The organism is Stenotrophomonas thermophila (assembly GCF_001499715.1).
GTDB classification, from domain to species: domain Bacteria; phylum Pseudomonadota; class Gammaproteobacteria; order Xanthomonadales; family Xanthomonadaceae; genus Stenotrophomonas; species Stenotrophomonas hibiscicola.
Map to the genome: position 1 here is coordinate 18,548 of NZ_CVIW01000018.1, position 25,927 is coordinate 44,474.

General features: G+C 62.7%; 24 protein-coding genes and 1 pseudogene. 7 read left to right on the top strand and 18 right to left on the bottom strand.

The features are described 5' to 3' along the window. Positions 1–55 precede the first annotated feature (55 nt). Entirely contained in the window at positions 56–898 is an 843-nt protein-coding gene (locus BN1263_RS10000; RefSeq protein ID WP_058980880.1) for a class I SAM-dependent methyltransferase, read from the top strand. A gap of 3 nt (positions 899–901) precedes the next feature. Here BN1263_RS10000 and BN1263_RS10005 read toward each other — a convergent pair whose 3' ends face one another. Together BN1263_RS10005 and BN1263_RS10010 are read right to left on the bottom strand one after the other, a co-directional pair. After that, positions 902–1,870, bottom strand: coding sequence for a polysaccharide deacetylase family protein (locus tag BN1263_RS10005; RefSeq protein ID WP_058980882.1), 969 nt, complete (start codon positions 1,868–1,870; stop codon positions 902–904). 70 nt (positions 1,871–1,940) lie between these two features. Continuing rightward, the gene (locus BN1263_RS10010; protein WP_260832933.1) at positions 1,941–2,600 is read right to left on the bottom strand and encodes a hypothetical protein; all 660 of its coding nucleotides are present in this window, start codon (positions 2,598–2,600) and stop codon (positions 1,941–1,943) included. Positions 2,601–2,733: 133 nt separating this feature from the next. On the opposite strand from BN1263_RS10010, the gene BN1263_RS10015 reads away from it, so the two are divergent. Further along, the gene (locus BN1263_RS10015) at positions 2,734–3,411 is read left to right on the top strand and encodes a hypothetical protein (protein ID WP_058980887.1); all 678 of its coding nucleotides are present in this window, start codon (positions 2,734–2,736) and stop codon (positions 3,409–3,411) included. 91 nt (positions 3,412–3,502) lie between these two features. Here BN1263_RS10015 and BN1263_RS20695 read toward each other — a convergent pair whose 3' ends face one another. Both BN1263_RS20695 and BN1263_RS10020 read right to left on the bottom strand, forming a co-directional pair. Next, positions 3,503–3,676, bottom strand: coding sequence for a hypothetical protein (locus BN1263_RS20695; protein WP_021204450.1), 174 nt, complete (start codon positions 3,674–3,676; stop codon positions 3,503–3,505). A gap of 9 nt (positions 3,677–3,685) precedes the next feature. After that, complete coding sequence (locus BN1263_RS10020; protein ID WP_058980889.1) at positions 3,686–4,498, bottom strand: alpha/beta fold hydrolase; 813 nt, start codon at positions 4,496–4,498, stop codon at positions 3,686–3,688. 226 nt (positions 4,499–4,724) lie between these two features. Between BN1263_RS10020 and BN1263_RS10025 the strand changes: the two genes are divergently transcribed. Both BN1263_RS10025 and BN1263_RS10030 read left to right on the top strand, forming a co-directional pair. Beyond that, a complete protein-coding gene (locus BN1263_RS10025) occupies positions 4,725–5,204 on the top strand; it encodes a nuclear transport factor 2 family protein (protein WP_058980891.1) in 480 nt (159 codons plus the stop codon). Between the two features lie 75 nt (positions 5,205–5,279). Next, positions 5,280–5,696: an XVIPCD domain-containing protein gene (locus BN1263_RS10030; protein WP_019660874.1), complete on the top strand. Its 417-nt coding sequence runs from the start codon at positions 5,280–5,282 to the stop codon at positions 5,694–5,696. A gap of 63 nt (positions 5,697–5,759) precedes the next feature. On the opposite strand, the gene BN1263_RS10035 is transcribed toward BN1263_RS10030, so the two are convergent. The 11 genes and pseudogenes from BN1263_RS10035 to BN1263_RS10085 all read right to left on the bottom strand — a co-directional run bounded on the left by BN1263_RS10035 (position 5,760) and on the right by BN1263_RS10085 (position 17,557). Next, positions 5,760–6,824 (bottom strand): XVIPCD domain-containing protein, encoded by a 1,065-nt coding sequence (locus BN1263_RS10035; RefSeq protein ID WP_058980892.1) that lies wholly within the window; start codon positions 6,822–6,824, stop codon positions 5,760–5,762. A gap of 40 nt (positions 6,825–6,864) precedes the next feature. Beyond that, a complete protein-coding gene (locus BN1263_RS10040; RefSeq protein ID WP_019660872.1) occupies positions 6,865–7,440 on the bottom strand; it encodes a hypothetical protein in 576 nt (191 codons plus the stop codon). A gap of 76 nt (positions 7,441–7,516) precedes the next feature. After that, a pseudogene (locus tag BN1263_RS21000) lies at positions 7,517–8,091 on the bottom strand (hypothetical protein). A gap of 143 nt (positions 8,092–8,234) precedes the next feature. Beyond that, complete coding sequence (locus tag BN1263_RS10050; RefSeq protein ID WP_058980894.1) at positions 8,235–9,380, bottom strand: YncE family protein; 1,146 nt, start codon at positions 9,378–9,380, stop codon at positions 8,235–8,237. Between the two features lie 185 nt (positions 9,381–9,565). Continuing rightward, entirely contained in the window at positions 9,566–10,579 is a 1,014-nt protein-coding gene (locus tag BN1263_RS10055) for an XVIPCD domain-containing protein (protein WP_058980900.1), read from the bottom strand. Between the two features lie 2 nt (positions 10,580–10,581). After that, positions 10,582–11,178 carry a hypothetical protein gene (locus tag BN1263_RS10060; RefSeq protein WP_260832936.1) on the bottom strand — a complete coding sequence of 199 codons (597 nt, stop codon included), beginning with the start codon at positions 11,176–11,178 and terminating at the stop codon, positions 10,582–10,584. A 35-nt stretch (positions 11,179–11,213) separates the two neighbouring features. Continuing rightward, positions 11,214–12,140, bottom strand: a complete 927-nt coding sequence (locus BN1263_RS10065; protein WP_058980903.1) for an XVIPCD domain-containing protein — start codon at positions 12,138–12,140, stop codon at positions 11,214–11,216. 144 nt (positions 12,141–12,284) lie between these two features. Then, positions 12,285–12,923 carry a hypothetical protein gene (locus BN1263_RS20450; protein ID WP_144435340.1) on the bottom strand — a complete coding sequence of 213 codons (639 nt, stop codon included), beginning with the start codon at positions 12,921–12,923 and terminating at the stop codon, positions 12,285–12,287. A gap of 44 nt (positions 12,924–12,967) precedes the next feature. Continuing rightward, positions 12,968–16,312: an XVIPCD domain-containing protein gene (locus BN1263_RS10075; RefSeq protein ID WP_058980907.1), complete on the bottom strand. Its 3,345-nt coding sequence runs from the start codon at positions 16,310–16,312 to the stop codon at positions 12,968–12,970. A 34-nt stretch (positions 16,313–16,346) separates the two neighbouring features. Then, entirely contained in the window at positions 16,347–16,991 is a 645-nt protein-coding gene (locus BN1263_RS10080; protein WP_080398799.1) for a DUF1629 domain-containing protein, read from the bottom strand. Between the two features lie 188 nt (positions 16,992–17,179). Further along, the gene (locus tag BN1263_RS10085; protein ID WP_058980911.1) at positions 17,180–17,557 is read right to left on the bottom strand and encodes a hypothetical protein; all 378 of its coding nucleotides are present in this window, start codon (positions 17,555–17,557) and stop codon (positions 17,180–17,182) included. Between the two features lie 167 nt (positions 17,558–17,724). On the opposite strand from BN1263_RS10085, the gene BN1263_RS10090 reads away from it, so the two are divergent. The 3 genes from BN1263_RS10090 (at position 17,725) to BN1263_RS10100 (ending at position 19,259) form a co-directional block, all read left to right on the top strand. Further along, a complete protein-coding gene (locus tag BN1263_RS10090; RefSeq protein ID WP_186008963.1) occupies positions 17,725–17,940 on the top strand; it encodes a hypothetical protein in 216 nt (71 codons plus the stop codon). A gap of 487 nt (positions 17,941–18,427) precedes the next feature. Beyond that, positions 18,428–18,796: a hypothetical protein gene (locus BN1263_RS10095; protein WP_058980920.1), complete on the top strand. Its 369-nt coding sequence runs from the start codon at positions 18,428–18,430 to the stop codon at positions 18,794–18,796. A gap of 100 nt (positions 18,797–18,896) precedes the next feature. Beyond that, positions 18,897–19,259, top strand: a complete 363-nt coding sequence (locus BN1263_RS10100) for a hypothetical protein (RefSeq protein ID WP_058980922.1) — start codon at positions 18,897–18,899, stop codon at positions 19,257–19,259. A 465-nt stretch (positions 19,260–19,724) separates the two neighbouring features. Here the strand turns inward: BN1263_RS10100 and BN1263_RS10105 are convergent, their stop codons facing one another. The 3 genes from BN1263_RS10105 to aceE all read right to left on the bottom strand — a co-directional run bounded on the left by BN1263_RS10105 (position 19,725) and on the right by aceE (position 25,669). Next, complete coding sequence (locus tag BN1263_RS10105; RefSeq protein WP_186008964.1) at positions 19,725–20,612, bottom strand: HNH endonuclease; 888 nt, start codon at positions 20,610–20,612, stop codon at positions 19,725–19,727. Positions 20,613–21,001: 389 nt separating this feature from the next. Then, entirely contained in the window at positions 21,002–22,585 is a 1,584-nt protein-coding gene (locus tag BN1263_RS20060; protein WP_186008965.1) for a reverse transcriptase domain-containing protein, read from the bottom strand. Between the two features lie 396 nt (positions 22,586–22,981). Next, positions 22,982–25,669, bottom strand: a complete 2,688-nt coding sequence (gene aceE / locus BN1263_RS10110) for a pyruvate dehydrogenase (acetyl-transferring), homodimeric type (RefSeq protein ID WP_012478970.1) — start codon at positions 25,667–25,669, stop codon at positions 22,982–22,984. Between the last annotated feature and the right edge of the window lie 258 nt (positions 25,670–25,927).

Sequence of the window (25,927 nt, forward strand, 5' to 3'; positions counted from 1 at the left end):
GGCGCTACAACAGCTGCGGTACCATGCCCTCCCCCGAAACGCCCCGGTACCCGCCGTGCCCCATTACTTCGGCCCCCTGCTGACCCGCGACAGTGCTGACACCCTGCGCCGTGCCCATGACAAGGGCGCTGCCGAATGGCAGGGCTCGCTCGACCTCGGCCGCAGCCAGGACAGCGTGGTGCTGGATGCCGACGGCTTCCACTTCCGGGGCCAGCCCTACCCGTGGCCGGGCAAGCTGAAGGACCGCACGCTGTACTACTGGGATGGCGAGGACTTCGCGCCGATCTCGCGCTACAGCGGCTCGCTGATCAAGCTGGTGCCGACCGAATGGGGCGCACCGACCTTCGAGATCGACGGCATCAAGATGCTGCCGACCTCCAAGCTGTCGCCGTTCGAGGATGCGCGCCGCAAGGTGGAGCTGGTCGCCCCGGCCGGCAAGGTCATCCTCGACACCTGCGGTGGCCTGGGCTACTTCGCCGCCTGTGCGCTGGAAGCCGGTGTCGGCCAGATCCGTTCGTTCGAGAAGAACGCCGATGTGATGTGGCTGCGCACGCTCAACCCGTGGTCGCCGGATCCAGACTCGGCTGCCGCCGGTGGCCGCCTGCAGTTCAGCCACGGTGACGTCTCGCAGCAGATCGAACAGGTGGCCAGCAACAGTGTCGATGCGATCCTGCACGACCCACCGCGCTTCGGCATCGCCGGCGAGCTGTACTCCCAGGTGTTCTATGACCACCTCGCCCGCGTCATCCGCAAGGGCGGCCGCCTGTTCCATTACACCGGCGCGCCGAACAAGCTGACCAGCGGCCGCGACGTGCCGCGTGAAGTGGCCAAGCGCCTGGAAAAGGCGGGTTTCAAGGCCGAACTGGCGCTTGACGGCGTGCTAGCCGTCAAGCGCTGAGCGTCACTCCGAGTCGACCTTGGCCAGCTTCTTCACCCACGCCGGCACCTCGGGTTCGCCGGCGTAGAAGTCCTTCGGCTTGTTCTGCGCCATCGCCCAGCGGTGCAGCCAGCTCGGGCCGTAGCGGCCGTTGTAGCCCTCGGCACCCCGCGCGTAGGCCGGGTCACGCATCGCCTCGTCCAATGAAATGAAGCGATAGCCGCGACGCTTCGTGGCCGCGACCAGTTCGGCAAAGGTCGCCGCGTTGAGCTCATTGGCGTGCATCAGCCACACCTGCGGCAGCGCGTACCCCAGTAGCGCCTGCGACTGCTTCTCGTAATAGTCCAGCTTGTTCAGCATGTACGGCACGTAGCCCTTGCGCAGCTGCGCCAGCGTCGCCGCGCGCGCGGGCGAATCCGCCTGCTCGTTCATCACGTTGGCATAGGCGAACGCCCACACCCACTCGCCGTTGTCCACCGTCACCGGCGCCACGCGGTAGCCAAGCTGCTTGAAGAACACGTCCATTTCCGCGCGGTCTTCCGGCGTGCGCCCCGCACGCAGATAGGGGTGACGCATCCACTGCGGCTTCAGCCCGCGCTCGGCCAGCAACGGCCGTAGCACCGTCTCGCCACGCAGGAAATCCCGCTGGAACGCAGGCACGCCCTTGGCGTTCAGGTCCATGTGCGAGTAGGTGTGGTTGCCCAGCATGTAGCCGGCGTCCAGCCAGTCGCGCAGCATCTGCACCCGCGCCGGCTGCACCTGCCCGTCGATCTCAAGCTTGTTCTCGTTTACGAAGCCGACCACCGGCACGCCTGCCTCGCGCAGCTGGTCCATCAGCGCTTCATGCCGCGCCTTCAGGTCCGGCGGAACGATCTCATCCACCCGCGCCCAGGGCAGGTCGTCGATGGTCACCGCAATCCGGCGGTCTACTTCAGCGGCGTGTACCGCCAACGAACAGAGCAGTAGCGGTACAGCGCGAAGCAACCAACGCATCAGCACTTCCTTGCAGGGGCGAAGTACGGACTTTAGCGTGAATGAGAACGCCTGGTCGGGCATGCACCTGCTATGGGCTGGGCGACTGTACCTCCCGCTCGCGCACGATCGCCCGCCACAACATGAACCCTGCAGCCATCGCCATCAGCATCACTGCGACCAGCACCAGGGCCAGATCATCGGGATTGCGCAGCAGCGGGGCATGCTCGTGGGTGAGGATCTCGAACACCACCTCCTGCGCCTGTGCCAGCGGCAAACTGCCCTGTTCCCCCAGTTCCATCAGGCAGGTTGTCGGCGCCAGCTTGGCCACACTGGTCCATGAGATGTCGTACAGATGCAATGCTCGCACCGCCAGCACCAGCAACGCGCCATGCAGCATCATCAAGACCCGGTTGGCCCGCCGCAGCCGTCCGGACAACCGCCCCAGCCGATAGACGCTGATCGACATCGCGCCCAGCAGCGCCAGCACCACGCCCGCCATCGGAATCCACTGCAACGGTTGCCACGGTGCAAGCGCAGTGGATCGCGCCAGCAGCTGTTCGGCCACCTGTATGCGTGCGGCCGCGTCGGGCCCACCGCATGCGTCATCCACCGGCTCCAGCAGCAGTCCCACACGGTAGTGGAAGAAGCCGGCTGCAAGGCCTACCGCCAGCAACGCCACCACCTGCAGCGCCAGCAGGATCGGGCCGGGACCACAGATGCGACAGAAGCGGGCAGCGGCAGAGACCATCGGTTCATCCATGACAACAAAGGACCATCCTAACCAAGCATCCTGTGCCTGTCGGCTGGCGTATACGACAACCACCGCGTGGTCCCGGTAGGATGTAGACGAGCATGGATGGTCGTCTGTAGAGGTGTTGTGGATGGTCACGCTGTATCTGTGGGTGCGAACCCTGCTCCCGCTGCTGGCGTTCGTGATCGCGTGGATGCTGCTCTCGCGCCTGATCCAGGCCCGCGTGGCGCGCCTTCCTTGCGTTCCCTTGAACCTGCCTGAGCACAGCAGCAGCCCGCGCAGGAAGGACCGGCGTATCTACGCGCGCAAGCTGCGGCGCAAACCGGGGCGCAACGCGACTCGACCGGCCACCGCGCCGCGCAGCTGGATCCTGGCGGCGGTATTCGTTTCGCTGTGCGTATTGATCGCCGCCGTGCTGGCCGTACCAGATGGCGCGCGCTTCCAGGTCATGGTCGAGAGCCTCACCGGCTACCCAGCCACGATAGCTGAAGTACATGTTCCCGCTGCCGGGCAGCCGCTCGTGCTGCAGGCGTGGCAGCCCGCACTGGCGCAGCTGTCACGGCCGGTAACAATGCGCTACCCGATCGGGCGCACCGGCGGCCAGCAGGACGCGCGCGCCACGCTACCGGTACAGGTGAGACATCAGGGTGATCGGCTGCAGGTGGCTACGGCCGTGCCGGTGGATGCCGAGCTGCTGCGTGCAGAGCTTGCGCGCTTGGCGGGGCTGCCGGCTGAGGCCGTCACGGTTCGACAGAACAAGATCGCGCCCGGGATGGAACCCGGCTGGAAGCCGCTGGCCAAGCTGTAGAGCCGAGCCCACGCTCGGCTGCTTTTGCAGTAGATCCACGCCATGCGTGGATGGATGCAGAGCGGAGTCGAGCATGGCTCAACTCTACAGATCATGATCCGCGCGGCAGCTTGGCGGCCCACATGTTGTCCACCAGATTGGGGTAACGCCGGCCATTCTCTTCCGCCCGCTGCCGCGCCGCCTCTTTCTGTGCAGGCGACAGCGGCTGCGAGGTCTGGCCCTTGGGGTTGGGCTTCTTCCACGGTGGCATCTTCGGTTCGCGCATGGCCGCAGCTTACCGCTTCAGGAAGTTCAGCAGGGCAAGATTGAAGTGGTCGGTATGGCTGGTGTTGCAGCCGTGCGGCGCGCCTTCAAGGATCACCACTTCGCTGCCCGCAATGGCCCGGTGCGTGCGCTGGCCAGAGCCTTCAAACGGAACGATGGCATCGCTGTCACCGTGCAGGATCAGGGTGGGCACTGTGATCTTCTTCAGATCATCGCGGAAGTCCGTGGTGGCAAACGCTTTCATGCAGCCCAGCGCTGCCGTCTGGTCGGACTGATGACACAGCGCGATCGCCGCCTGGCGCGCTTCCTCGGTGACCATCAGCTTGCCGTTGGCGCTGAAGAAATCGCGGGTGAAGCCGTCGAAGAACGCTTCGCGATCCTTCTCCAGACCACTGCGCATTTCGTCAGCCTTGTCCTGGGTCAGCGGGCCTTCCGGGTTGTCATCACTGCGCAGCAGGTACGGCGGCACGGCGGCAGCAAACACCACGCTGTGCAGGCGCTCCTGCCCGTGGTTGGCCACATAGCGCGCCACCTCACCGCCGCCCATCGAGAAGCCGACCAGGGTGACGTCGCGCAGGTCACGTTCCTCGATCAACCCCGCCAGGTCCGCCGCCAGCGTGTCGTAGTCATAACCTTCGGCCGGCTTGTCGGAGCGGCCGAAGCCGCGCCGGTCGTAGCTGATCACCCGGTGTTGAGCGTCGCGCAGGATCGCCACCTGCGTCTTCCAGGCATCGGCGGACAGCGGCCAGCCGTGGATCAGGATGACCGGGCGGCCGTCGCCCCTGGTGTCTTCAACGTGCAGGCGGATGCGGGAAGCAGGCATGGGCGCTCCTGTGGAAAGGGAGGCGTTCAGGCTAGTGGCCGTGCCCTGTGGCGGCCGTGAGGGAATCCCGGCCGCTCATGACATCGCCTGCACAGCCACGGCCCCGACGCTGGCGCCGGGCCGCCAATGCGGGCGTTCACTCCGTGGAAGGGCCGTTTCGTCGGACGCCGGCTGCAGTGGCCCAAACGCCATGCGAGCCTGCGTGAACCCTCCCTGGAGCCTCACCATGCTGCTGCCCACCCTGCCCTTGCTGGCCGCCGGCCTCGTTGCCGCGCCAGCGCCCGCCGACTCCCTGCGCGAGCAGATCCGCCAGGCCGACACCCAGCTGTTCGCCGTCGCCTTCGAGTCCTGCGATGCCGACAAGGCCGCCGCGATGACCACCGAAGACATGGAGTTCTTCCATGACAAGGATGGCAAGTCGGCCAGCAGCCGCGAGGACTTCCGCCGCAGCGTGGCCACCCTGTGCAGCAGCGCGCGCAAGGGTGGCTGGCAGCTGCGCCGCGAGCTGGTGGAATCTTCGCTGCAGGTCTTCCCGCTGCACGATGAGCGGGCGCTCGAAATCGGCAACCACCGCTTCCATGAACGCGGCAAGGATGGCGTGGAACGCTGGACCGGCCAGGCCCGCTTCATCCAGGTCTGGCGCCGCGTGGACGGGCGCTGGTTGGCCGAACGGGTGATCAGCTACGACCATCGGCCGGCGGACTGACCTTTCCGGCGCCCTTCACCGGCCGGATTTATACTGGAGGGGTTCACCCCGACCCACCGCTACCGTTCGATCGCCATGGCAGAACTCACCCCCAACCACCCTGACTACGGCCTCAACCAGCAGGTCCGCCAAGGCGTGGCCGCTCTGGATGCCCAGCATGGCCGTGCGTTCGACCAGACCAGCGAGCGCCTGACCGCCAGCCTGACCGTGCTGGCCCGCGAGCAGGGCCTGCAGCAGGTCGACCATGTGCTGGTCAGCAACGCCACGGCCCAGCACCCGGCCGGGCACAACGTCTTCGTGGTGCAGGGCGACCCGGCCAATCCGGCGCACCTGCGCGCGATGATGCCGACCGCGGTGGCGGCGCAGACGCCGGTGGAGCAGTCGATGCAGAAGCTGGGGTTGGCCCCGCAGCAGCCGGCCGTGGGGTTAGTGCCCGAACAGCAGGCCCGTGAGCAGGAGCAGCAGCAGAACCCGGCACACCGTCTGGGCTGAGCCGCCTCCAGCGTTACTGGCGGCCCAGCGCGAGTACGGCAGCTCGCCGTGGCGCTTGCTGCGCTAGGCCATGCGCGGACCGGACTGCTCCTGCACCTGGCGCTGCTGCAGCTCATCCTGCGTACGCACCTGTGCAGACTGCGACAGCTGCTCGGCACGCTCGAACGAAGTTTCTGCTGGTGTCTGCGCAGCCACCGCTGTTGGCATGCTGGCGCGCAGCTGTGCCGGATCGTTGCGCTCGCCCTGCACGATGAAGATGTTCTGCGCAGCGTCGGGCTGCGCGGTGCGATCGCTCAACAGCACATGGTCAACCTGGGTCAGGCCATTGGCTTTGGCCAGCGCGTACAGGCTGGCACTGATGTTCTCGCTGGTGGCATCGAAGTCGCGGCCCCGCTCTGCATCGAGCCGGGCCACGCCCTGGTGGATCTGTGAAAGCAGCGGATCGTTGCTGTGCCAGGCGAGACGATCACCGCTTCGTTCGCCCATGCCCTCAGCATCACTCAGCATGTGTTGCTTGAGACTGCGCTCCGGCATGGGATTGGTTTTCCTCTGGTTGAGCTCGCTGTCCGGAAACGGCGGATCAATGCTGTCCACGCCGTGGATGTTGCGCAGCGGTCGGAATGCGTCCTTGCCCGCCCCCTTGATGTCAAGAGGAATGCGGACATCCGGAAGAAGCTGGCCAGCGGGACCTCCCAACGCGTTCACGTCGATGCTGCTTTTCCGCTGGATGCCCGCGTGATTCAGCGCTTCCCAGGTGAAGTCCACGCAGTTGTGGCGCACGTCCTTGTATTGAAGATCGAAGCCGTACTTATCCGGGTGCGCACCGAAGGCCTCAAGCTCTCTGTACTGTTGCTCGCTGATCTCGAGCGTGCGGCTGTAATGCGGGTTCCTGTACTCGACCGCATCGGTCTTCATGACCTCGCCCGGCCCGTTCATGCTTCCATGCTCCGTAGGCGCGAAGCCGAAACTCCGCGTGGTCTTGTCCGGCCCATGGAGCACGTAGAACATGTGTCCGGGCCCGGATGTCTGCGGAACCCCGTCCACAACTTTCTGTACACCTCTCTCGTCCACCAACGGCGTACCAGGTGCGGCAATGACGATTTCTACGGTGTAGCGCGGCTTATCCATAAGAAAAATCCTTCAGTTCCTTCCAGCAGTGGGATGACGTCTATTTTCCAGAGAGTGGGTCGGCATGAACCCGCAGCTGCGCCGGGTAATGCTGGAGCGCAGCGGTGGGCTGCACCGTGCGCACATCCAGGCGGTAGCGGGCACCCATTTCTATCGGCAGCGTGACGATGCTCAACCTGTATCGGCTGGCGTCCATCGATACCTGCTGCGCGTAACGCCAGTCTGCCGACTCATGCCATTCGGGGAGCGGCTCACCCAGATTGCGCGCCCGTGCCTGATAGACATCAGACGTTGCAACGTCCTGCCAGGCACCTGCGACCCAGCGCTGCAGGGACAGCTGAAAGGGAACATGAACATTGTCCATGTCAGGCTCACTGTCAGGCCCGGGTCCATGTCGCTGCACTTCAAGATCCAGAACATAGGGACGACCCGGATAGAAGTTGCGGGCATTCGTCTCGAACTCGAACCGCACCGCTTGGCCGGACCCGGCCACGTCGATCGGCTTGACCAGATCCAGCGGCTCCGGCGCATCCGGTACGCGGCTGCTACAGGCGCCGAGTGCGCCCGCCAGCGTGAAGATCAGGCCGGCGCGCAGCCAGCGGTGGATACCCAGCATGATTCAGATCCTTTGGCTCCCTGCCATAGGCCTCAACCCTAGCGGGTGACCAACGGCGTCGCAACCAGGCGATTGATTACTTTCCAGCGGGTCGGGCGGCATGGATCCGAAAACGGGCCGAGTAGCCCTGCAGTGCCTCTGTCCTCTGCACCGTGCGCACGTCCACGCGGTAGCGGGAGTCAGTTTCCACTGGCAGAGCAACCAGGCTCATCGTGTACTGGCCATCACTGCCCATGTGCGGCGACGTATACCGCCATTCGCTGGATGCATGCCATTCCGGAAGCTGCTCACCGGCATTGAGCACCCCGGCTTGATAGCTGTCGTAGGTGGGAACATCCTTCCAGGCATCAGCACCCCATTGCTGCAGGGTCACCTTGAACGGGATCCTCATTGTGCCCACGTCAGGCTCGTCGGGCTTTCGCGTCCTTGGTGCTGCAACTCAAGCTCCAGCGCATAGGTGCGACCCGGATGGAAGTTGCGGGCATTCGTCTCGAACTCGAACCGCACCGCCTGGCCGGACTCGGCCACGTTGATCGGCTTGATCAGATTCAGCGGCTCCGGCGCATCCGGTACGCGGCTGCTACAGGCGCCGAGTGCACCCGCCAGCGTGAAGATCAGGCCGACGCGCAGCCAGCGGCGAATACCCAGCATGATTCAGATCCTTTGGCTCCCTGCCATGGGCTTCAACCCTAGCGGGCAGCCTCTTGCACTGCAACCGAGCAAAGAAAAAGGCAAGGCCTGCGCCCTGCCTTCTTCATGCGACGCGCGACGGCGCGGGGCCTTGCGTCAGCGCATCACAGCTGAATCCGCGCCACGCTCTCGTCAGCGCCCTTGTCATCCTTCTCACCGTTCTTGATGCTCACGAACAACACGTTGTTCTTCGCATCCAGCGCCAGGCTGTTCGGGTGGGTCGGCACGGTGTAGGTGGCCACCTTCTGGTAGCTGTCACTGTTGTAGGCGGTCACCGTACCGGCTTCGCGGTTGGTCACGTACAGGCGCTTGCGCGGTGCATCCAGCAGAATGCCCAGCGGGCCGGCATCGGTCGGGATGCTGGCCAGCTCCTTGCCGGTGCTGCGGTCCAGCACCAGCACGCGCTGGCCCGGATGCTTGCTGACCAGGCCACTACTCTTGGCCTGGTAGCCACGCAGGAATTCCGAGCCCTGGTCGGTCACGAACAGGCGCTTGCCGGCCGGGTCCAGCGCGATGTTCATCGGCTGCTCGGCGGCGATCCTGTGCTGCGCCACCACCGTGTTCGAATCGGTGCCCACCACCACCAGATCGGCCAGCAGGTTGCTGGTGTAAACGCGCTTGTTGGCCGCATCCAGCGCCAGGCCCGGCGCCTTGGCATTGCCCAGGCCGTCGATGGTGTTGATCACCTTCAGCGTGGTGGTATCGATCACGAACAGCACGCTGCTCACGTCCGGCTGGCTGCTGTGGCCGGTCACGTACAGGCGGTTGGCCGCGCTGTCGACCACCAGCTCGCGCAGGTCGTGGGTGTAGGCGGCCTTGCCGTCCTTGCCGGTCTTCTTCTCCATCAACTGGATGGTGCCCACGGCCTTGTTCTGTGCGGTGTCGACCACGGTCACCGACAGGTCCACGGTGTTGCCCACGTACAGGCGGTCGTGGGCGTCATCCAGCACCACGCCGAACGCCTTGCGCTCCAGCGGGATGCGGGTTTCCACCGCCAGCGTGGTCGGGTTCAGGCGCAGCACCTGGGCCGGGCCGGCGTCGTCACCGAAGCCGCCGGAGGAGGCCACGAACACGGCGTTCTGCTTCGGGCTGTAGGCCAGCTCGTACAGGCCCTTGGCCACGGCCTGGCGCTGTACGGCGGCGGTGGCGCTGGCGGCGGGCGCGTTGTCGGCGAACGCCGAGGGCGCGCCGAGGCTGAGCGAAACGGCAACGGCCAGCGCGGCCGAGCGGAAGAGAGGATTACGGAACATGCGAGCGTCCTTGAATGGGCACGGGAAGGTGTCCTGGCTCGCTGGGCCGTACTGCGACGGCCCGCCCCGCATCTGTCTGCGCGGGGTGGGCTGGCTGGGGTTGCGGGGGAATGGTAGCAGGTGGGCGGCGTGACGTGCGCCGGCGCGGGCATGGCCGACGCTCGACCCCGATGCTGCGCCCGCGGCTATGCCATCCGTGGACCGTGGCTCTGCTGAAGCTGCTGCTCCTCCTGCAGGCGCTGCGCGTCTCGCTGCGGCTCGTTCTGCTGCAACTGCGCGACGCGATCGAACGAGGCCTCCACCGGTGCCTGCGCAGCCACCTCCGCCGGCATGCTGGCGCGCTGGTGTGCCGGGTCACTGCGGTCACCCTGCACGATGAACAGCTTCGGTGCGGTATCACCGCGCTGCTCGCCCAGCACCACCTCGTCCACGCGCGAGAATTGCTGCTCCTTCGACAGCGCGAGCAGGCTGGCACTGACATTGCCGTTGCGTGCACCGAAAGCGCCGAGGTCGGCCACCTGCTGGTGGATCTGGTTGAGGCGGGCATGATCGTCGTGCGCCGGGTCTGCGGGCGTGCCGCTTGCCGCGAGTGCACTGCTGCCGCGCCACTGCTCGCCATTCTCGGTGAACATCCACTCGCGGAACGTCTGCTTCGGCATCCGGTTCCACTGCACCTTGTCCAGCTCGCTGCCCTTCACCTGCTGCGGAATGGCATTGACGGCGCGGATGTTGTCCAGGACCCTGGTAGCGCCCTCGTAGTTGGTGATCTCCCCGGCCAGCCCCACCGGGCGCAGCCCTGCGTGGTTCAGGGCACCCCACGCGAAATCGGTGCAGGCGTTGGAGAAGAAGTCGTAGTTCATGTCGAAGCCGTGTTTCTTCGGGTCTGCGGAGAACTCGAGGATGCGGTCGTACTGCTCCTTGCTGATCTCGATCGTGCGCTCGAAGCGGGGCTTGTCGTAGACCGACACGTCCATGTCATCGACTTTGCCCCTGTTCGGCTCGTCCTTGGTGCCTGCGTGGGTGAAACCCATGCTCTCCGGCAAGGGTTCACCCGAACGGCGCAGCGACAGGAACATGTGGCCCGCGAACGAGGGCTCCAGCAGAAACCTGTTCCCCTCAGCATCACGGCCGTAGCGCGGCGTGCCGGGGGCCGCCAGATGGATGGTTACGCTGTAGCGTTCGGCATCGTCCTTGTGCATGTCTACTTTCCTAGTGATTGGTAGCCAACGATCAGTTCTGCTTTCAGGCCTTCCAGCTGGGCCCGATCCTCCCCAAGGTCCACCCGCAGAACGTAGCGCCCGGGTGCAATGCCTCCGACCTGCGCCAGCTGCAGCGTGCGATAGAGCACGTCTTCAGAGTACAACCCGGCCTCGGCCAAGCTGTTGATGTCCACGCTCCCCGTCGTCAGGTATGTGACCACGCCATCATCGGCGATCTTCTGCGAGTCGCGTCCATCGCGAGTGCGCTGCCAGAGCTGTACATGACGAGGCGCGCTGCCATCAATCCGCTCCAGGTGCAGCCGCGTTGGCAAACGTCCGAGAGTGATCTTCTCCGAAGCATCCAGCAGCCGTCGCGCGTTGGTATCCTGCAGCCGCAATCCGATGTTCAGGATCGGAACGGCCGGCTTCTGGGGTGCCGGCAAATCAAACGTGACCTCGGCAATCCGACCGGCCTTCTGCAACTGCACGGCCCGCGTGAACGGCACAACCGTGCGCGCCTCGGCCTGTGCGCGCGTCAGCAGGGGCGGCGCAATCTCAGGCGCTGGTGACGCACGGCATGCCGCCAGCGCGCCCAGCATCGCCAGTAACACCAGCCTCCGCCGCAGTGGCCGCATCATTGCTCCTTCAACCGCAGCGAATCGGCCACATCGGTCTTGGCCGCCACCTCGGTGGCGATGCTGGCGCGGCGGTGCCCCGGGTCGTTGCGGTCCCCCTGCACGATGAAGATGCTCTCCGCCGCATGGCTGCTCTTCGTCGGCCGGCTGAGCAGCACGTGGTCCACGCGCGAGAGATTGTTCTGCTTGGCCAGCACCAGCAGGCTGGCGCTGATGCGCTGGCTGGCCGCATCGAACGGGCGGCCGTGCGCGGCATCCAGTTCGGCCACTTTCTGGATCAGCTGCGAGAACAGGCGATGGTCCGGATGTGAGGGGTCCAGCAGCGTGCCGGCCACTTCGATCGGCGTCGGTGGCGGTTCATCGATCGCGCGGTCGCCCTGGCGATGATGCTCGGCCTCGCGCTCGGGCATCGCGTGGTGGGTTTCGGCATTCAGATCGCTGCCCGGGAACGGCGCAGCAATGCACTGGATTTCCGGCAGGTTGAACAGCACCGCGAACTCGCCCAGGTTGCTGCCGCCGTCCAGCGGCGCCGGCAGCGGATGCAGGCCCGCGTAATGCAGCGCCGCCCATACGAAATCGCTGCAGCGGTTGATGGTGGCCGGGCGATCCACGTCGAATTCGAACTCGGCCGGTTCCTCGGCGAAATCACGCAGGCAGCCGTAATGCTCCTCAGTGATTTCCAGGGTGCGGCTGTAGTACGGGTCCAGATGTTCGTCGGCATCATCGTGGCGCACCTGCGCGTACTGCACGCCGGAGCGGGTTTCGCCCGGCGCCTGGCGCGGCGGTGCGAAGCCGTAGCTGTGGGCCTCGTCGCCTGCGGCCACCTGCAGGTACATATGGCCGCGCGGCGAGCTGCCCCCACTCTTCAGCGGGGTGCCGGGGGCGGCCAGATAAAGGGTTACCGTGTAGCGTGTTGCCTGCTCCATGCCTGTTCAGCCTTGATGGGTGCTGCGGTCCTGGGCGGATGATGGCATAGGTGGGATGGGGGGCAGGTGGAGGGCAAAGTTGAGGCCACGACTGGCATGCTGAATGTGTGAACCAGCCAGCAATCCAAGAAGCTGACTGCTTCGCTACTTGGGCCTGCGCAGGTAGGCAATCAGCAGTTCGGGGTGATACGGATCAAGCTGCGTCAGAGGCGAATGCAGTTGCACTTCAACCCGGTATCGGCCCGGCGAGGGATTGCGTGCCCATGCGAAGGCCAACTGTGCGTAGGTATCACCGGGTCGTTCCAGCCCAGCATTCTGCAGCGCCAGTACGTCAGCATCGTCCAGCCACGCGCTGGTTACTCGACCATCGGCGGGGATGGGAATCGTCCGGGTAGGTTCCCCGATGATGGATTCCAGCCGGTGCAACGGCACGTCCGTCCATCCACCCAATTCCAGGCGCTGCATGGAGACGTTGGCCTGGAACCCGGACGCCCGAACATCGGCCAGTGCCCCAAACGCCGCGGTGTTATCCGTGCGGTCAACGCGAATACCGATCATGAGCGTTGGAGAGGAATTTTTGCTGGGAACATCCACATCGAATTCCACCGCCAATGGTTCATCCATTAGCGAGGTGGGCATGGCGCGCACAAGCGGCACCAGATCCGGACGATGGGCCTCTGCGATCGAGCCTGCGTCGCGAGCCGCCTCGGGTCGGCACCCCGTAGCCAGAAGAACGAGCAGTCCAGCGAGCATGCAGATCCGGCGCTTTCCTTGTGGCTTCATCCTCGGTCCTTTTCGCAGGTCGCCCAGTGCAGCTCACACGTTGATCATCCCCCGCTGGCCGCACGAATCTGGATGTCGTGCTGCACCCGCTGATCTTCCAGCTGCTGATCCATCTGACTCGCAAGCGCCCGCTGATGTGCCTCACGGCTGACAGAGTCGAACTGCTGCAGTGACTGTTCAACTGATGTCTGCGCCGCCAGTTCTGTCGGCATCGCAGCGCGCTGATGTGCCGGATTGCTGGGCTCGCCCTGCACCACGAACAGCGTGTGCCCAGCCGGGTGTTCGCGCGTGGCGTTGCTCACCAGCACATGGTCCACCCGTTCCAGGTCGTTGTCCTTGGCCAGTACCAGAAGGCTGGCGGTCATGCGTTCGCTGACTTCATCGAAGCTGCGGCCGTGCTTGGCATCCAGCACTTCCACGCCCTCGCGGATCTGCTGATACAGCGCGTGATCGGGGTGGCCGGGCTGCGTAGGGTCCTGCAGCGCCAGGTTCGTGGCCGATGCCTCATCCGGTGCGGGCGCGGCTGGCTCAGGGCTTGGCGCTATCGTGGGCTCGGCAGGAACGGTGACAGCCGCAGTGACGGGCTGGAGGTCATCCAATGGCGCCAGTTCGGGCTCTGGCACGTGTTGTGCCGCCTCCTGCTCCAAAGGCCATGGATCGCGCGCAGGCTCAGCAGGCAGCGGCTCCTTGAAGGGCACCGGTTCCACCTCCTGAACTGCCATGTCCTGCTTTGGAGTGGGAGCAACCGCAGGCACCGCGGCCATCCGCTCCGGCTCCGGTACCTGCTCTGTGCGCTGCGTGGGCATCGCCTGCGTTGCCGCATCCAGAGGCGCGGCGGCATGTGGCGTCGCGCGCTCAGGTGCGGCCGGGTGCGGCTGCATCGGCCCGGCGGGCTCCGGCGTCTGTGAGGCGGTACGGTTTTCGGTGGGCGCCTCGCTGTTTGGATGGGGCTGAGATTGGGGCTCCGCCTCACGCCGCGGCAGATCGCGCTGCTCGGCGTGCCGTTGAGGCGCGGGCTTGTCCTGTGGCGCGGGCGTAGGTGGTGGTGCGACCGCTACCGCTGGCGTGACCGCTACCGCCGCAGGCGCAATGGGCTGCGCAGTCGCAGGCTCTTCAGGCCGCACTTCCACATTCCCGCCCTGCTCAGATGGCTTGTCGCCATGTGCCACCTGCGCGGCCGCTCGTGCAGCCTGACCTGCATCCACCTGCGCAGCCCCGTGTCGATTGGCCTCCTGCAGTGCCTGCCGGTAAGCCTCCTGCTCACCCGCCGACAGCGCGGCAATGCGCAGCTCGGGTGAGTCCGGCACCGGCGCCTGCTCATTGGCAAGCGCCCGCACCTCATTCCACGCCGCCTGCAGCTCCAGCGTACTGGTGGTCGCGACGGCGCGCGCCACGCCATCCTGGCCTACCTGGTAATGGGTGATGGGTCGGGAGGCGCCCGCGTTGCCCTCGGCTACAGGCCCCAGTTCCTGCAGCGTGGGCCCCGTAATGCCGTGCTGCTCGCGTGTGCGCGCAGTGGCCAGGGCAATCGCTTGCTCCCATGCCGGTGACAGCGCAACGCCCGCAGCGTAGTAGCTGTGGCGCAGCTCGTTCTGGTTCACTTCCGCCGCAGACGGCAATGGCCGCGCGTCCAATGCGGCAATGGTCTGGTTGAACTGATTGAGCGATGGCTGCTGGATGGTGCGGGTCAGCTCCAACTCCAGCGCCATGTTGCCCTGCGCGATCTCGCCAGCGTGTTGCCATTGTCCTGCTTCATCGCGCTGGTAAAGCTGGTTGTCCGAGCCCTGGATGGCGTCGGGCCTGGCACGGGCCTGCTCCACCGCCTCCGGCACCAGCGGCACGAAGTCGCTGGCACGGGTAGCGGCGTAGGTTTCCAGATAGCTGGCGGCAATCGCGGCCTTGCCGTTGGCGATGTTGTTCTCGATGCGCTGCACCGCCTCACGATTCAACTCGTTGGCGCGTTCGGGGCTGGCGGTCTGCGTCTCATACACACCCCGGTCGTTGGCACCGGACACGCCAATCTTGACCTGCCGCGTCCACTGTTCGGTCTGCGCATCGCGGTGCCAGTTGGGATTGTCCAGACGGCCTTCGCCGTCCCGCGCCGGGATGCTGAAAGGATTCTGCGGTGGCGGCACCTTGCCCAGCGCCAGCTCTACCGCGTTTACATGGGCGTATGCGCCCAGCTCGCGGGCCTTCTCGTAACTGGCACCAACGCTGCGCTCAGCCGGATTGCCCAGGCCGTCGCCCGCGCTGTCCATGACCGCCTGGCGCTCCCAATTGCGGCCATTGAACTGCCACGTGACGCCGGCCTTGTCGGTCTGCCGGTAAACGGCGCGGTTGTCGAGCAGATCGGCGCCCTTGTCGAACGCCTTGCTCATCAGCAGCGCATCGCCCGCGACGATGGCGGCTGGGACGAAGCTGGACGTGCCGATCACCGATGCCGTGGCCATGCCACCGATCCAGCCACCGCCGTTGCGTGCCAGGGCGTGGGTGAGCTCGGACTGGGCGGCGGTGCCGTTGCCCTCTTCCAGCAACTGCGAGGTGCGGCGGGCGGTGATGACGGCGTCGGCGCCGGAGGCGAGCAGGCCGCCGGAGCGGATCAGTTGGCTGGTGGAGGCTTCGCCGAGGAGGAGGTCCATGGTGATGCCGCCTTGCTGCAAGCGAGGCGCACGAATGCGATATGCAGCCTCCTCACCTAGCACTCGCTCCACTTTCAGGATGCCGGGCTCCGACATGACAATCCGACCAGACTGTTGCGCATCGGAGATTGCCGCCGACAAGCTGCTCTTCTGAAGCTCAAGATCACTTCCTTTAGTCAGCTTGGTGCCGAACTGATCATGGACATCCAGCAAAGCCACAATGCGCGATTCAGTCTTGGTCACTAGAAGATGCATTCGCTCGTCTGGACTCATGCCAGTCAACGCACCGTACTGCAAGGAGTGGACCTGCGCGTAGTGATCGACACTCCCGAAGAATGCCTGCGTTCGCGGCCTGATGGCATCTGAATCCATGCCAAGAGGGGCGTTCGTGTAAAGATCACCATTGACCAGGCCAATCGTCATTGTGTCGCGAAGGCCGTTGACCTGAGCTGCCACGCGCTGCATCGCAGCCACGTCACCGCGAAGCGCAGCTTGGCCGTCTGGTGATGCCTCGATCAGCTCCAGAGAAAAGGTGATCCCGTTCTGATAGTCCTTGATCGGCCCCCCGCCATGAGGGGACACACCCATGGCAGCAGCGAGCTTCTTGTCTGCCGGCATGTAGAGCAGGTTCTCGAACACGTCCTTCTCAACGAGCTCTGCGTCCACCAATGCCTGCAGAAAATCGTTGTTATTGAAGGTTTGTTGCTCAAGCACATGGTGCTTCTGAAGAATCGGACTGTTGCGCGGCATAGAGCGACCTCTTCCTTGAGTTCAATCAGCGGACTCAGATATCAGCTGCGTCCGTAAACGATAGTCCTCGCGACTCGCCCCTACCGCCGATGCCGGCGGCCAGAACCGCATCGCGCAAAGCGCTGTCACAGAAAACCAGGTTCCCTGAGTAAGGCGTTCTGAATATGTGCGCCTGGCTGATGACATCCTTTCGGAACGCCAGGGAACTCCCGCCCCTGAGGTCGTAAAACTTGCCTCCGGGATAGCCCTCGTCGCGAACAATGCGGAGCTTTGACGCAGCTTCATCGACCGCATCGATCACTCGGGTCACATCGCAGAGGAAGTAGCGCGGCCCTTCAGATCCATTGGCGAGGCGGTATTCGCTCTCCGCAAACTCGAATCCGTTGGGATCGACAGAGACGAACGCGTTGCGCAAGCGCTCCGAGACGAGCCAGTAACCGCTCATTCCTCCTTCAAGATCTTCCGGAAGCCCCCCTTTCTTGGGCGAGTGAACCAACAGTGGTTTCTCTGCCAAAGGTGGAAATCCACCCCCTTCAGGACGCAGGATCAACCGTGGAGGTGTGCGAAGTTTCTTCACATTCTCGAACACTACCCCGTGCCCCTTTCCCCCTCGCGTGGTATCCGGCATCAAGAGGAAGAATTCTCCACGCCTGGGCTGAGTTGACTCCATTTGCTCCATGATATTCATCCCTTACAAAATCCTAATTGCTAGCCTAGAGCCAACCTGAGGGAGAGGAAAGTGACCTCCTTTCATTTACGTGAAAGCTGGCGCCACGCCTGCCGCACGTTGCCCCTGCGTGACACAGCTGTCGCACGTTCCCAATGCACCGAAGCTCCAAGAGCTGGCACTCCCCAACTTCAGCTCCGCTAGGCCAACACCAGATCCCCATTGATCAGCGCCACCTTCACCGTGTCCTGCAGCATCCTCACGGCCTCCACTGCCCGAACGGTAGAGCCTAGGTCGCCTTTAAGCGCCCCCTGCCCGTCTGGCGATGCCTCGATGGCAGCCAACTGCTGCAACATGCCCTGTGTGTAGGCATCAATCGGCTCCTGCACATAGCGCGCGCATCCCAGCTCATCTGCGAACGCCTGCTCAATGGGCAGGTACAGCCAATTGGGTGCAGAGTTGATGTCGAACTCGCCCGCCGCCTGCAGATGGCGAAGCAGGTTGCTTCCCGCAACGATTGTGGGACCGATGATCAACTGAGAATCGAACAGCGCGTCATTGTCTTCGATGGCAGCCATGGGTCTCCTTTCCTATGGATGTTGCGATGGGTAACTACGGTACTCTTTTACTCTGGCATGCATTGGTACGCAATCGGACCACAATGAAATTGTGGGGACGGGCGACGGCGCGTCCTGCCGTGTGAGACGCATCGCAGCCACGCTCCTCTTCTCACTGGAGGATGCCCATGATCAGAATCGACCCCACCTGGCTGGAAGCCTTCGACAAGGAGCTCCTCCACCTGTTCGCCATCGACCATCGCGATGCCGGCATGGATGAGTTCCTGCTGGGCTGCTACGCAGACCTTCCGCCTCGCGAAGCAGCACTGGCGTTCGGCAGCGACTACGACCTGGAGCGCGACGATGCGCTCTGGCCACGGCCGGGCGTGGCGCTGCAAAGTTAAGTTGTGTCGCAATCGGCACGCTGCGCGTATCAGCCCAGCGGGCTAGGTGTCGCTTTTGGGATCCTATACGGCTACAAACCGTACTTTTTGAAGCGCATCCGGGCGATAACTTAACACCGGCCGAAACCACTGCACCGCAAGGGTTCTGCCACACGCTCGCCATGCAACAATGCCGTAAGCGTCAGCATTTGCGGCCTCTGCGGCCTACGGTTTCTTGGCATCTCGCAGTCATGCGAGTACACCTTGGCGTGCCACCTCGCACTAGGTGGCGCGGGACTCGAAAACCCGTCTGAATACCCAGTGCTTTGCGCTTGCCAGTCGGCGTCATCCTCGGATGGCGCCGACTGGCAATCCGTTCGCGATCCATGGCGGGCGGTGCGTGGGGGTCCTCGGACCCGCCGGATTGGGTATTCACCGGTTTTCGAGACACGCACCGTCCGCCGCCTTTATCGGTGGCGTTGCTATCTGTCCTGTACGGAGCATTGCCATGAACACATCGGACTTCCGTTCCCTGCACGCGCAGTACGATCCGGACAACGCCGAACCCGAGCGCGGACCGTCCGTCGATCCCAACGCCTTCGTCGCCACGCTGCACCGCATCGGAACCGGTGCAGCTGCGGACGGCCAGCCTTGGCCGGAGCGGCATCAACTGCCTGGGCGCTGTCTTCAGCTGGCGGATGCGGATTGCGCGTTGGCGGGGCTGCGTGTGGTGGCGGAGCTGATGCTGGCTGCGGAGCGCACGCGGCAGAACGGCGCGCCCGAGGAGTACCTGGGGGATCGGGTGATGGAGGGGTTGAAGATGGCGTGTATGGCGTTGACTGCGCAGGTGACTGCGCGGTTGCAGGTGCGGGAGTAGCACAGTTGGACCTGCCCGTCTGTCGCGTGGTCGCTGGCTATCCACGCGCTATCGGCTGACCGTTCGCCTTTTAGTTCATGCCCTATCTGCAGAGCGTCCAATGAAGCCTGTGATCTATGGCGCTGTGCTGTTGGCGGCGCTGTCTGTGGCGATCGCCAGCTGGCATGTACCCAAGGCAGGCCTGGAACTGCGGACGTTTCGGAAGGTGTCCGACGCTGAGTTTGCTGTCATGCGCGAGGAGGCTGTTCGGCTTGTGCGCGGGAGTTTGGTACTGCACGCGCGGTATGCCGGAGGGAGGTACTTCGAGGTCAGTTGCGACGGCAAGCCCGTGATGCTGGTGGACAACTCTTCGGAGCAGCTTGTGATTGTGCTGCTTACGGATAGGGTGATTGATGTTCCGTGCGTTGTGCCGCTGATGTCGCATTGGAGTGGGCGGATTGTGGCGGAGCGAGCGCGCCCATAGCGAAGGTGAGTACGACGAGTTATGCGGCGGATCGTTCGCGGGTGGCTCGCGATGCGCGGGAAGTGACGCCGGATTGATATGGAGTGCGGGATGGGGATGGGCGGGTGAGCACGTTCATCAGTTGTGACCCTTGGGAGTACATTTCGAATGGAGTGCTGATGGCGGGCGGGAGGCTTGTACGGTCAAGTGGGAATCTGATGTCGATGTGCCGGCATTCCACAGTAAATGCGACGAATGGCTTAGCCTTAGAGATGAGCTACGCGCGGGTGCTTCTCGTCGACTGGAGGCGACAACTCGGGAACTGATTCGGCGGTGCGAAGCACGGGACTGATCCCAGGTTTATCCCCTGGCCCTCATTTCCAGAAGCCGGCCCACCCGTAGCTGGCCGCCCTTGCCGAACCGCGTTCACACATGGATCGGCGAGGCATCCCGATCACGGGGATGCCTGCTTTCGACGCTTCGTGCCTATTTACGCAGTAGCTCGGCCCGATGGTAGCTGAGATACTGGACCTGCGCCGCCGAGAACGGCACGCGCGGAGGCTTCTGAGTAACATCCCACTTCAACCGGACCGCCTCTGGTAATTGCTTGCTCAGAATGAGTCCACCATCGTCCTCAAAAGAGATGTAGCCTCGATCGAAAAGACGATCGATGTGGGGAGCCAGCAGCAGCCCATTATTGCCGTCGAGACGCTCGGTGTTCTCGCTCTTTGCCCATGGCTTGATATGGCTAGCGATCAGGAACTTGGCGTCGCTCGTGCCTGTAACGCGGCAAGCCTTCTCAATATCGCTCACCTTCTTTCGGTAAATGCCTTGGCCCTTTCTCGCCATGATTAGCTGTGCCTTCTCGGTCTCACCAATGTTCCTATCTTCTTTGAGCTTCTTGAGCGGCACCTCGTCTTGCCAATCACCCAGGTCATCGATATCAACCTTGAGCAGCCCAAGAAGGACTGCAGCCATCGCTTCGGGCACAGGGAACAGGTAGGCCTGATTGGCCTTACCGTCTGCCTTTAGTGGTGAGTACTTCCCCGGGAGGTGCGGCCCAATCTGTTCCATGTGGTCGCTCACCTTTAGTGGCGCATCGACTAGGTGATAGTCCACTGGAACTGCCCAACCATCGTTGCGCCACTTGTTGTCCGTTACCTTGAAGTCCTCGGGACGATCTTTCGCGTAATGCGCGCCGTTGACGATCGCGATGGCCTGGATGCGGGTGTTGGCAAATGCAAAGATCACATCACCTGGCTGTGCTTGAGTCATGTGCTCATAGAAGGGGTTCGCGTCGCCCTTCACGTTGGTCTTCGGTGACCACAGGTAACCCGCCTTAAGAGCCCGTTCAAACGTCTGCTTCTGGTTCACCCACCAGTACGCCATCCTTGCTTCCCCTATCTCATTTGATTGATGAGGCATATGGGCCTCGAGACGGGATAGTACCTTTCAATGTCGCAATCGACACGCTTTTGATAACAGGAGATGTACCGGCCAACACTACTGAGTTCTACACACGGCAATCTGAATGGGCGGCAGCTTGAACTTCAGCTCAGGCAAGTGTTTGTATTAGCGTGAAATCGCTGGAATGGCATAGACCTCCGTGCCACTGGTTGTCAGCGCGCAAGATAGTTCACATCCACTTAAACCCTATACATAACAAAGAGAAATATGAATTCAACGATTATTTCAGCGCAACAACAAAGCCTCAACAGGAAGAAAATACTTGCCTGGGGTAACAACTTAAAATTGAAGTGCGCCTATCTACTCTTCTCAAGCGCGAACTCGTAAGAGACCTCTTGAATTAGTGAAAATGTATACCTAAATCCATTATAGTCTTCACCAGCAGCTGCGCCGGCGGCGACCAGCTCAGAAAAAGCATGCTTAGCCAAAGCCATGGATTCTCCAGTTGTGACTGAGTACACATCTGAATCGACAACAATTGCTTTCTTGTTAGGCCGGATCCTGTAGAAATTCTTCGACTGGTGTAATCCGTTCTCAGAGAACTCACTCGCGAGAAAGATGCGCCGCCCATTCGCATCCTGGACGGCGAAAGTATCTTTTCTCAACAAGTTCTCAATACAGAAGACCTCAGAAATAACCCAATCGGGAGGCTTAAGCGCCATTACGTAGACACCCTCCGCGACTGCGCGATAGTAAATTCCTGTCTGAGGAGACAAGCCAACTTTTGCTAGGACTTCACCATCATCGCTGTCGAAAAGCGCAATAGTGAGATTCCTGCGAGCTCCAGTTGAAGCAATGAGACGAATAGTCTTTTCTAGGTCGGGGCCTCCCTTCATTGCCGAGTCCGGGAAGTTAAAGCTGAGATCAGAGAATCCACCTCTGACTTGAAGCGCGGCTAGCGCCGCCAAAAGCAGAACTTTATCAGTGACACCCTCTACAAGAAGGTCTATTTTCTGATGAGGAATAACGGCTTTAAACTCCTTACGAAGCTGAGGATAAGACCGGGCCATCCTCAACGTTCGGCTGCTGCCTGCCTTAACGTCCAGCCAATGAGAAAATCCTATTTTTCCTGAGATTCCAGGGCAATCACTTTTTTCGGTGATCCCAGCAATCTCCTGAACGCCGCTCCAGCCCGAAATGATCTTATTCGCTCCAGAGCCATGCTTTCTTAAAAGATTGAGCTCCGTCCTCAATCGACGACGCCACTTCCGTGGTAAACCAATCCCACCACGATACTTGAGCCCCGTCACGAGAGCATCCTTTCCGTCTACCACACGAAACTTCTCGAGATTAACTTCGAAGCCACAGTCCTTGAATGTTTTCAGAAGGGCCTGACTGGGTACATACTTTCCATCCTTACGTACGGATAGATACTTCGGAACGGTTGAACTGCCCGTAGAGAAGCAGACATCGTCGGCATATCTACTTACTGAGCAACGACACTTACCAGCCAATAGAACCAATAGACGATCAAGTTGCACGCACACTACATTGGCTATTGATGGTGAACTAGGAGCCCCCTGCGGCAGGCAATTACCCTCGGTACAAAGCTGCGCAAGTAGAGTTGCAACCTTGTTATTGAATCCAAATGGCGCGGAGAGAAAAACACCCCTCACGCGCCCGAAATTGATCGACGGGAAAAAGTCTTTAATATCTGCGGTTATAACAAAAGACTTAGATTTATGCGGCCGAGCATGATCGAAAATTGATCGACCCTTCTCGAAACCGTGAGATATCAACGAACGCTTTCGCACACCATCCACACCAAAAGCAATCCGCTTTTGTATCCGCTTGAGAACATCAGTGGGAGCAGTGATAGCGCGCTGCCCGCCGTTCTTCTTACGAATCTGGAACGATCTATACTTCTTCTCGGCAGACATTGCATACGCCACATAGCGCAGCTGCCGCTCAGATACTCCAAGCCACGAGGCCAGCTCGGTTCTGCTTGAGATCGTGAGAAATTTCAGAAGGTCCAGATCAGGATTCGGAGGCCTGGAGATTGAGAGGGGTGTCATGGAGAACCAACTTACCGCATTTCAACTAACTTCGTACATAAGGTATACAACTGACAGCGGGCGAGCTTTTGCCCGTAAGTCCTATAGCGTCGACGAATGCATCGACTCATGACGTACCCCATGACACCCCAAAGTGCATTATTGCTAATTGATGCACAAGAGTAAATGCCCTTCATCAGAGACATAGTCGTTATCGCCGACAAAGGTACATAAAAAAGGGCGGCCAATGGCCGCCCTTTTCGCGTCAATTAATTGACCAGATCAAACCCCAACAGGATTAGCCTTCTCCGGATCAATCTTGTACTGCTTGATCGCCCGGGCCACATCCTTCGCGGTCATCTTCCCTTCCTTCGCCAGCGCCGCAATCGCGGCATGCGCGATGTAGTACCGGTCAACCTCAAAGAACCGACGCAGGTTCGCACGCGTATCCGAACGGCCGAAACCATCCGTACCCAGCACCGTATAAGACATCGGCACGAACGCACGGATCTGGTCCGCATACGCACGCACGTAGTCGGTGGCGGCAATCGCCGGGCCCTGGCGGCCTTCCAGCAGCTCGGTCACGTAGGCCTTGCGCTGCTCCCCTTCCGGGTGCAGGCGGTTGGCACGCTCCACGTCGAAACCATCGCGACGCAGTTCGTTGAAGCTCGGGCAGCTCCAGATGTCGGCGGTCACGCCGAAGTCCTTGTCCAGCAGCTCGGCCGCGGCAATGGCTTCGCGCAGGATGGTGCCCGAACCCAGCAGCTGCACGCGCAGCTCGCCCTTCTTCGGCTTGCCGGCGTCGGTCAGCAGGTACATGCCCTTGACGATGCCTTCGGCCGCGCCTTCCGGCATTTCCGGGTGGGTGTAGTTCTCGTTCATCAGGGTGACGTAGTAATACTCGTCCACCTGGTCTTCCATCATGCGCTTGGTGCCGTGCTGCAGGATCACCGTCACTTCGAAGCCGAAGGTCGGGTCGTAGCTGCGCACGTTCGGGATGCCACCGGCCACCAGATGGCTGAAGCCATCCTCGTGCTGCAGGCCTTCACCGTTCAGCGTGGTGCGGCCGGCGGTGCCACCCAGCAGGAAGCCGCGGGTACGCATGTCGGCGGCCTGCCAGGCGATGTCGCCCACGCGCTGGAAGCCGAACATCGAGTAGTAGATGTAGAACGGCAGCATCGGCACGTTGCTGACCGAGTAGCTGGTACCGGCGGCCATCCACGAGCTGATCGCACCCGGCTCGCTGATGCCCTGCTGCAGCACCTGGCCGCTCTGGTCTTCGCGGTAGAACATCAGCTGGTCGGCGTCGACCGGCTTGTACTTCTGGCCGAACGGCGCGTAGATGCCGATCTGGCGGAACAGGCCTTCCATGCCGAAGGTACGGGCTTCGTCGGCCACGATCGGCACGATGTGCGGGCCCAGTTCCTTGTCACGCAGGGTGATGTTCAGGCTCTGCACGAAGGCCATGGTGGTGGAGTAGCTGCGCTCGCCACTGCTCTTCAGCAGGCGCTCGTAGGCCTCCAGCTTCGGCGCCACGAAGGTCTTGTCAGCCTTGCGGCGGCGCTGCGGCAGGTAACCGCCCAGCGCGGCACGGCGTTCCTGCAGGTACTGCACTTCCGGCGAATCCGGGCCCGGGTGGTAGAACGGCACCTGGCCGTCGGCCAGCTGCGCGTCGGTCACCGGAATGTTGAAGCGGTCGCGGAAGTGGCGCACCGCTTCGTCGTCCAGCTTCTTGGTCTGGTGGGTCGGGTTCAGCGCTTCACCGGCGCTGCCCATGCCGTAACCCTTCACGGTCTTGGCCAGGATGACGGTCGGCATGCCCTTGGTGTTCACGGCCTGGTGGTAGGCGGCGTACACCTTGTGCGGGTCGTGGCCACCACGGTTCAGGCGCCAGATGTCGTCGTCGCTCAGGCCGGCGACCATCGCAGCGGTTTCCGGGTACTTGCCGAAGAAATGCTCGCGGGTATACGCGCCGCCGAAGGCCTTGCAGTTCTGGTATTCGCCGTCGACGGTTTCCATCATCAGCTTCTTCAGGACGCCGTTGGTGTCCTTGGCCAGCAGGGCATCCCAGTAACCGCCCCACAGCAGCTTGATCACGTTCCAGCCGCCACCACGGAACACGCCTTCCAGTTCCTGGATGATCTTGCCGTTGCCGCGCACCGGGCCGTCCAGGCGCTGCAGGTTGCAGTTCACCACGAAGATCAGGTTGTCCAGGCCTTCACGGCCGGCCAGGGCGATGGCACCCAGGGTTTCCGGCTCGTCGCTCTCGCCGTCGCCGATGAAGCACCACACCTTGCGGTCGGACTTCTCGATCAGGCCACGGTTTTCCAGGTAGCGCATGAACTGCGCCTGGTAGATGGCGGCCAGCGGGCCCAGGCCCATCGACACGGTCGGGGTCTGCCAGTAGTCCGGCATCAGCCACGGGTGCGGGTACGAGGACAGGCCACCGCCGTCCACTTCCATGCGGAACTTGTCCAACTGCTCTTCGCTGATGCGGCCTTCCAGGAAGGAACGCGCGTAGATGCCCGGGGCGCTGTGGCCCTGGATGAACAGCAGGTCGCCCGGGTGGTTTTCGCTCGGGGCGCGCCAGAAGTGGTTGAAGCCCACGTCGTACAGGGTGGCGCCGGAGGCGAACGAGGCGATGTGGCCGCCCAGGTCACCCGGCTTGCGGTTGGCGCGGACCACGGTGGCCATCGCGTTCCAGCGGATGATCGAACGGATGCGCCATTCCAGCTCGGCGTTGCCCGGGCTCTTGGCCTCGAACTGCGGCTCGATGGTGTTGACGTATTCGGTGGTGGGAGAGAACGGCAGGTAGGCGCCCGAACGACGGGTCAGTTCCACCATGCCTTCCAGCAGCTGATGCGCGCGCTCGGAGCCCTCGACATCAATAACGGCCTTCAACGACTCGATCCACTCCTGGGTTTCCACAGGATTCGGGTCGTTGTTCAGCACCTCGTTCAACCAGTTCATTAGCGCTCCCATAACCGCACGCACGCGCGCGACTGTTGTATAGATTTCTAGACCGCAAAGTGTAGCGCACCAAGGGCTTTCGTCACTTGGCTACGCAGGCGTATGGATGCAGGCGGCCAGTGTCCGCAAGGCCTGTCCCGCCCTGTCCAGCAGCAGGACAGGCCCCTGTTTCCGGCCGCTACGGCCTCTTGCGGCCGGTGCCCCGCTGTCGCATCAGGCCCGCTGCGTCCATGCGCAGGACGCAGTGTTACTGCTGCC

Bases quoted from the DNA above. Each gene is read 5' to 3' on its own strand.
- BN1263_RS20060 (WP_186008965.1), bottom strand. From the start codon at position 22,585: ATGTCTGCCGAGAAGAAGTATAGATCGTTCCAGATTCGTAAGAAGAAC.
- BN1263_RS10095 (WP_058980920.1), top strand. From the start codon at position 18,428: ATGAACACATCGGACTTCCGTTCCCTGCACGCGCAGTACGATCCGGAC.
- BN1263_RS20695 (WP_021204450.1), bottom strand. From the start codon at position 3,676: ATGCGCGAACCGAAGATGCCACCGTGGAAGAAGCCCAACCCCAAGGGC.
- BN1263_RS10020 (WP_058980889.1), bottom strand. From the start codon at position 4,498: ATGCCTGCTTCCCGCATCCGCCTGCACGTTGAAGACACCAGGGGCGAC.
- BN1263_RS10065 (WP_058980903.1), bottom strand. From the start codon at position 12,140: ATGGAGCAGGCAACACGCTACACGGTAACCCTTTATCTGGCCGCCCCC.
- BN1263_RS10090 (WP_186008963.1), top strand. From the start codon at position 17,725: ATGATCAGAATCGACCCCACCTGGCTGGAAGCCTTCGACAAGGAGCTC.
- BN1263_RS10075 (WP_058980907.1), bottom strand. From the start codon at position 16,312: ATGCCGCGCAACAGTCCGATTCTTCAGAAGCACCATGTGCTTGAGCAA.
- BN1263_RS10055 (WP_058980900.1), bottom strand. From the start codon at position 10,579: ATGCACAAGGACGATGCCGAACGCTACAGCGTAACCATCCATCTGGCG.
- BN1263_RS10040 (WP_019660872.1), bottom strand. From the start codon at position 7,440: ATGCTGGGTATCCACCGCTGGCTGCGCGCCGGCCTGATCTTCACGCTG.
- BN1263_RS10085 (WP_058980911.1), bottom strand. From the start codon at position 17,557: ATGGCTGCCATCGAAGACAATGACGCGCTGTTCGATTCTCAGTTGATC.
- BN1263_RS10060 (WP_260832936.1), bottom strand. From the start codon at position 11,178: ATGCTGGGCGCGCTGGCGGCATGCCGTGCGTCACCAGCGCCTGAGATT.
- BN1263_RS20450 (WP_144435340.1), bottom strand. From the start codon at position 12,923: ATGAAGCCACAAGGAAAGCGCCGGATCTGCATGCTCGCTGGACTGCTC.
- BN1263_RS10015 (WP_058980887.1), top strand. From the start codon at position 2,734: ATGGTCACGCTGTATCTGTGGGTGCGAACCCTGCTCCCGCTGCTGGCG.
- aceE (WP_012478970.1), bottom strand. From the start codon at position 25,669: ATGAACTGGTTGAACGAGGTGCTGAACAACGACCCGAATCCTGTGGAA.
- BN1263_RS10030 (WP_019660874.1), top strand. From the start codon at position 5,280: ATGGCAGAACTCACCCCCAACCACCCTGACTACGGCCTCAACCAGCAG.
- BN1263_RS10025 (WP_058980891.1), top strand. From the start codon at position 4,725: ATGCTGCTGCCCACCCTGCCCTTGCTGGCCGCCGGCCTCGTTGCCGCG.
- BN1263_RS10035 (WP_058980892.1), bottom strand. From the start codon at position 6,824: ATGGATAAGCCGCGCTACACCGTAGAAATCGTCATTGCCGCACCTGGT.
- BN1263_RS10005 (WP_058980882.1), bottom strand. From the start codon at position 1,870: ATGCGTTGGTTGCTTCGCGCTGTACCGCTACTGCTCTGTTCGTTGGCG.
- BN1263_RS10050 (WP_058980894.1), bottom strand. From the start codon at position 9,380: ATGTTCCGTAATCCTCTCTTCCGCTCGGCCGCGCTGGCCGTTGCCGTT.
- BN1263_RS10080 (WP_080398799.1), bottom strand. From the start codon at position 16,991: ATGGAGCAAATGGAGTCAACTCAGCCCAGGCGTGGAGAATTCTTCCTC.
- BN1263_RS10010 (WP_260832933.1), bottom strand. From the start codon at position 2,600: ATGGTCTCTGCCGCTGCCCGCTTCTGTCGCATCTGTGGTCCCGGCCCG.
- BN1263_RS10100 (WP_058980922.1), top strand. From the start codon at position 18,897: ATGAAGCCTGTGATCTATGGCGCTGTGCTGTTGGCGGCGCTGTCTGTG.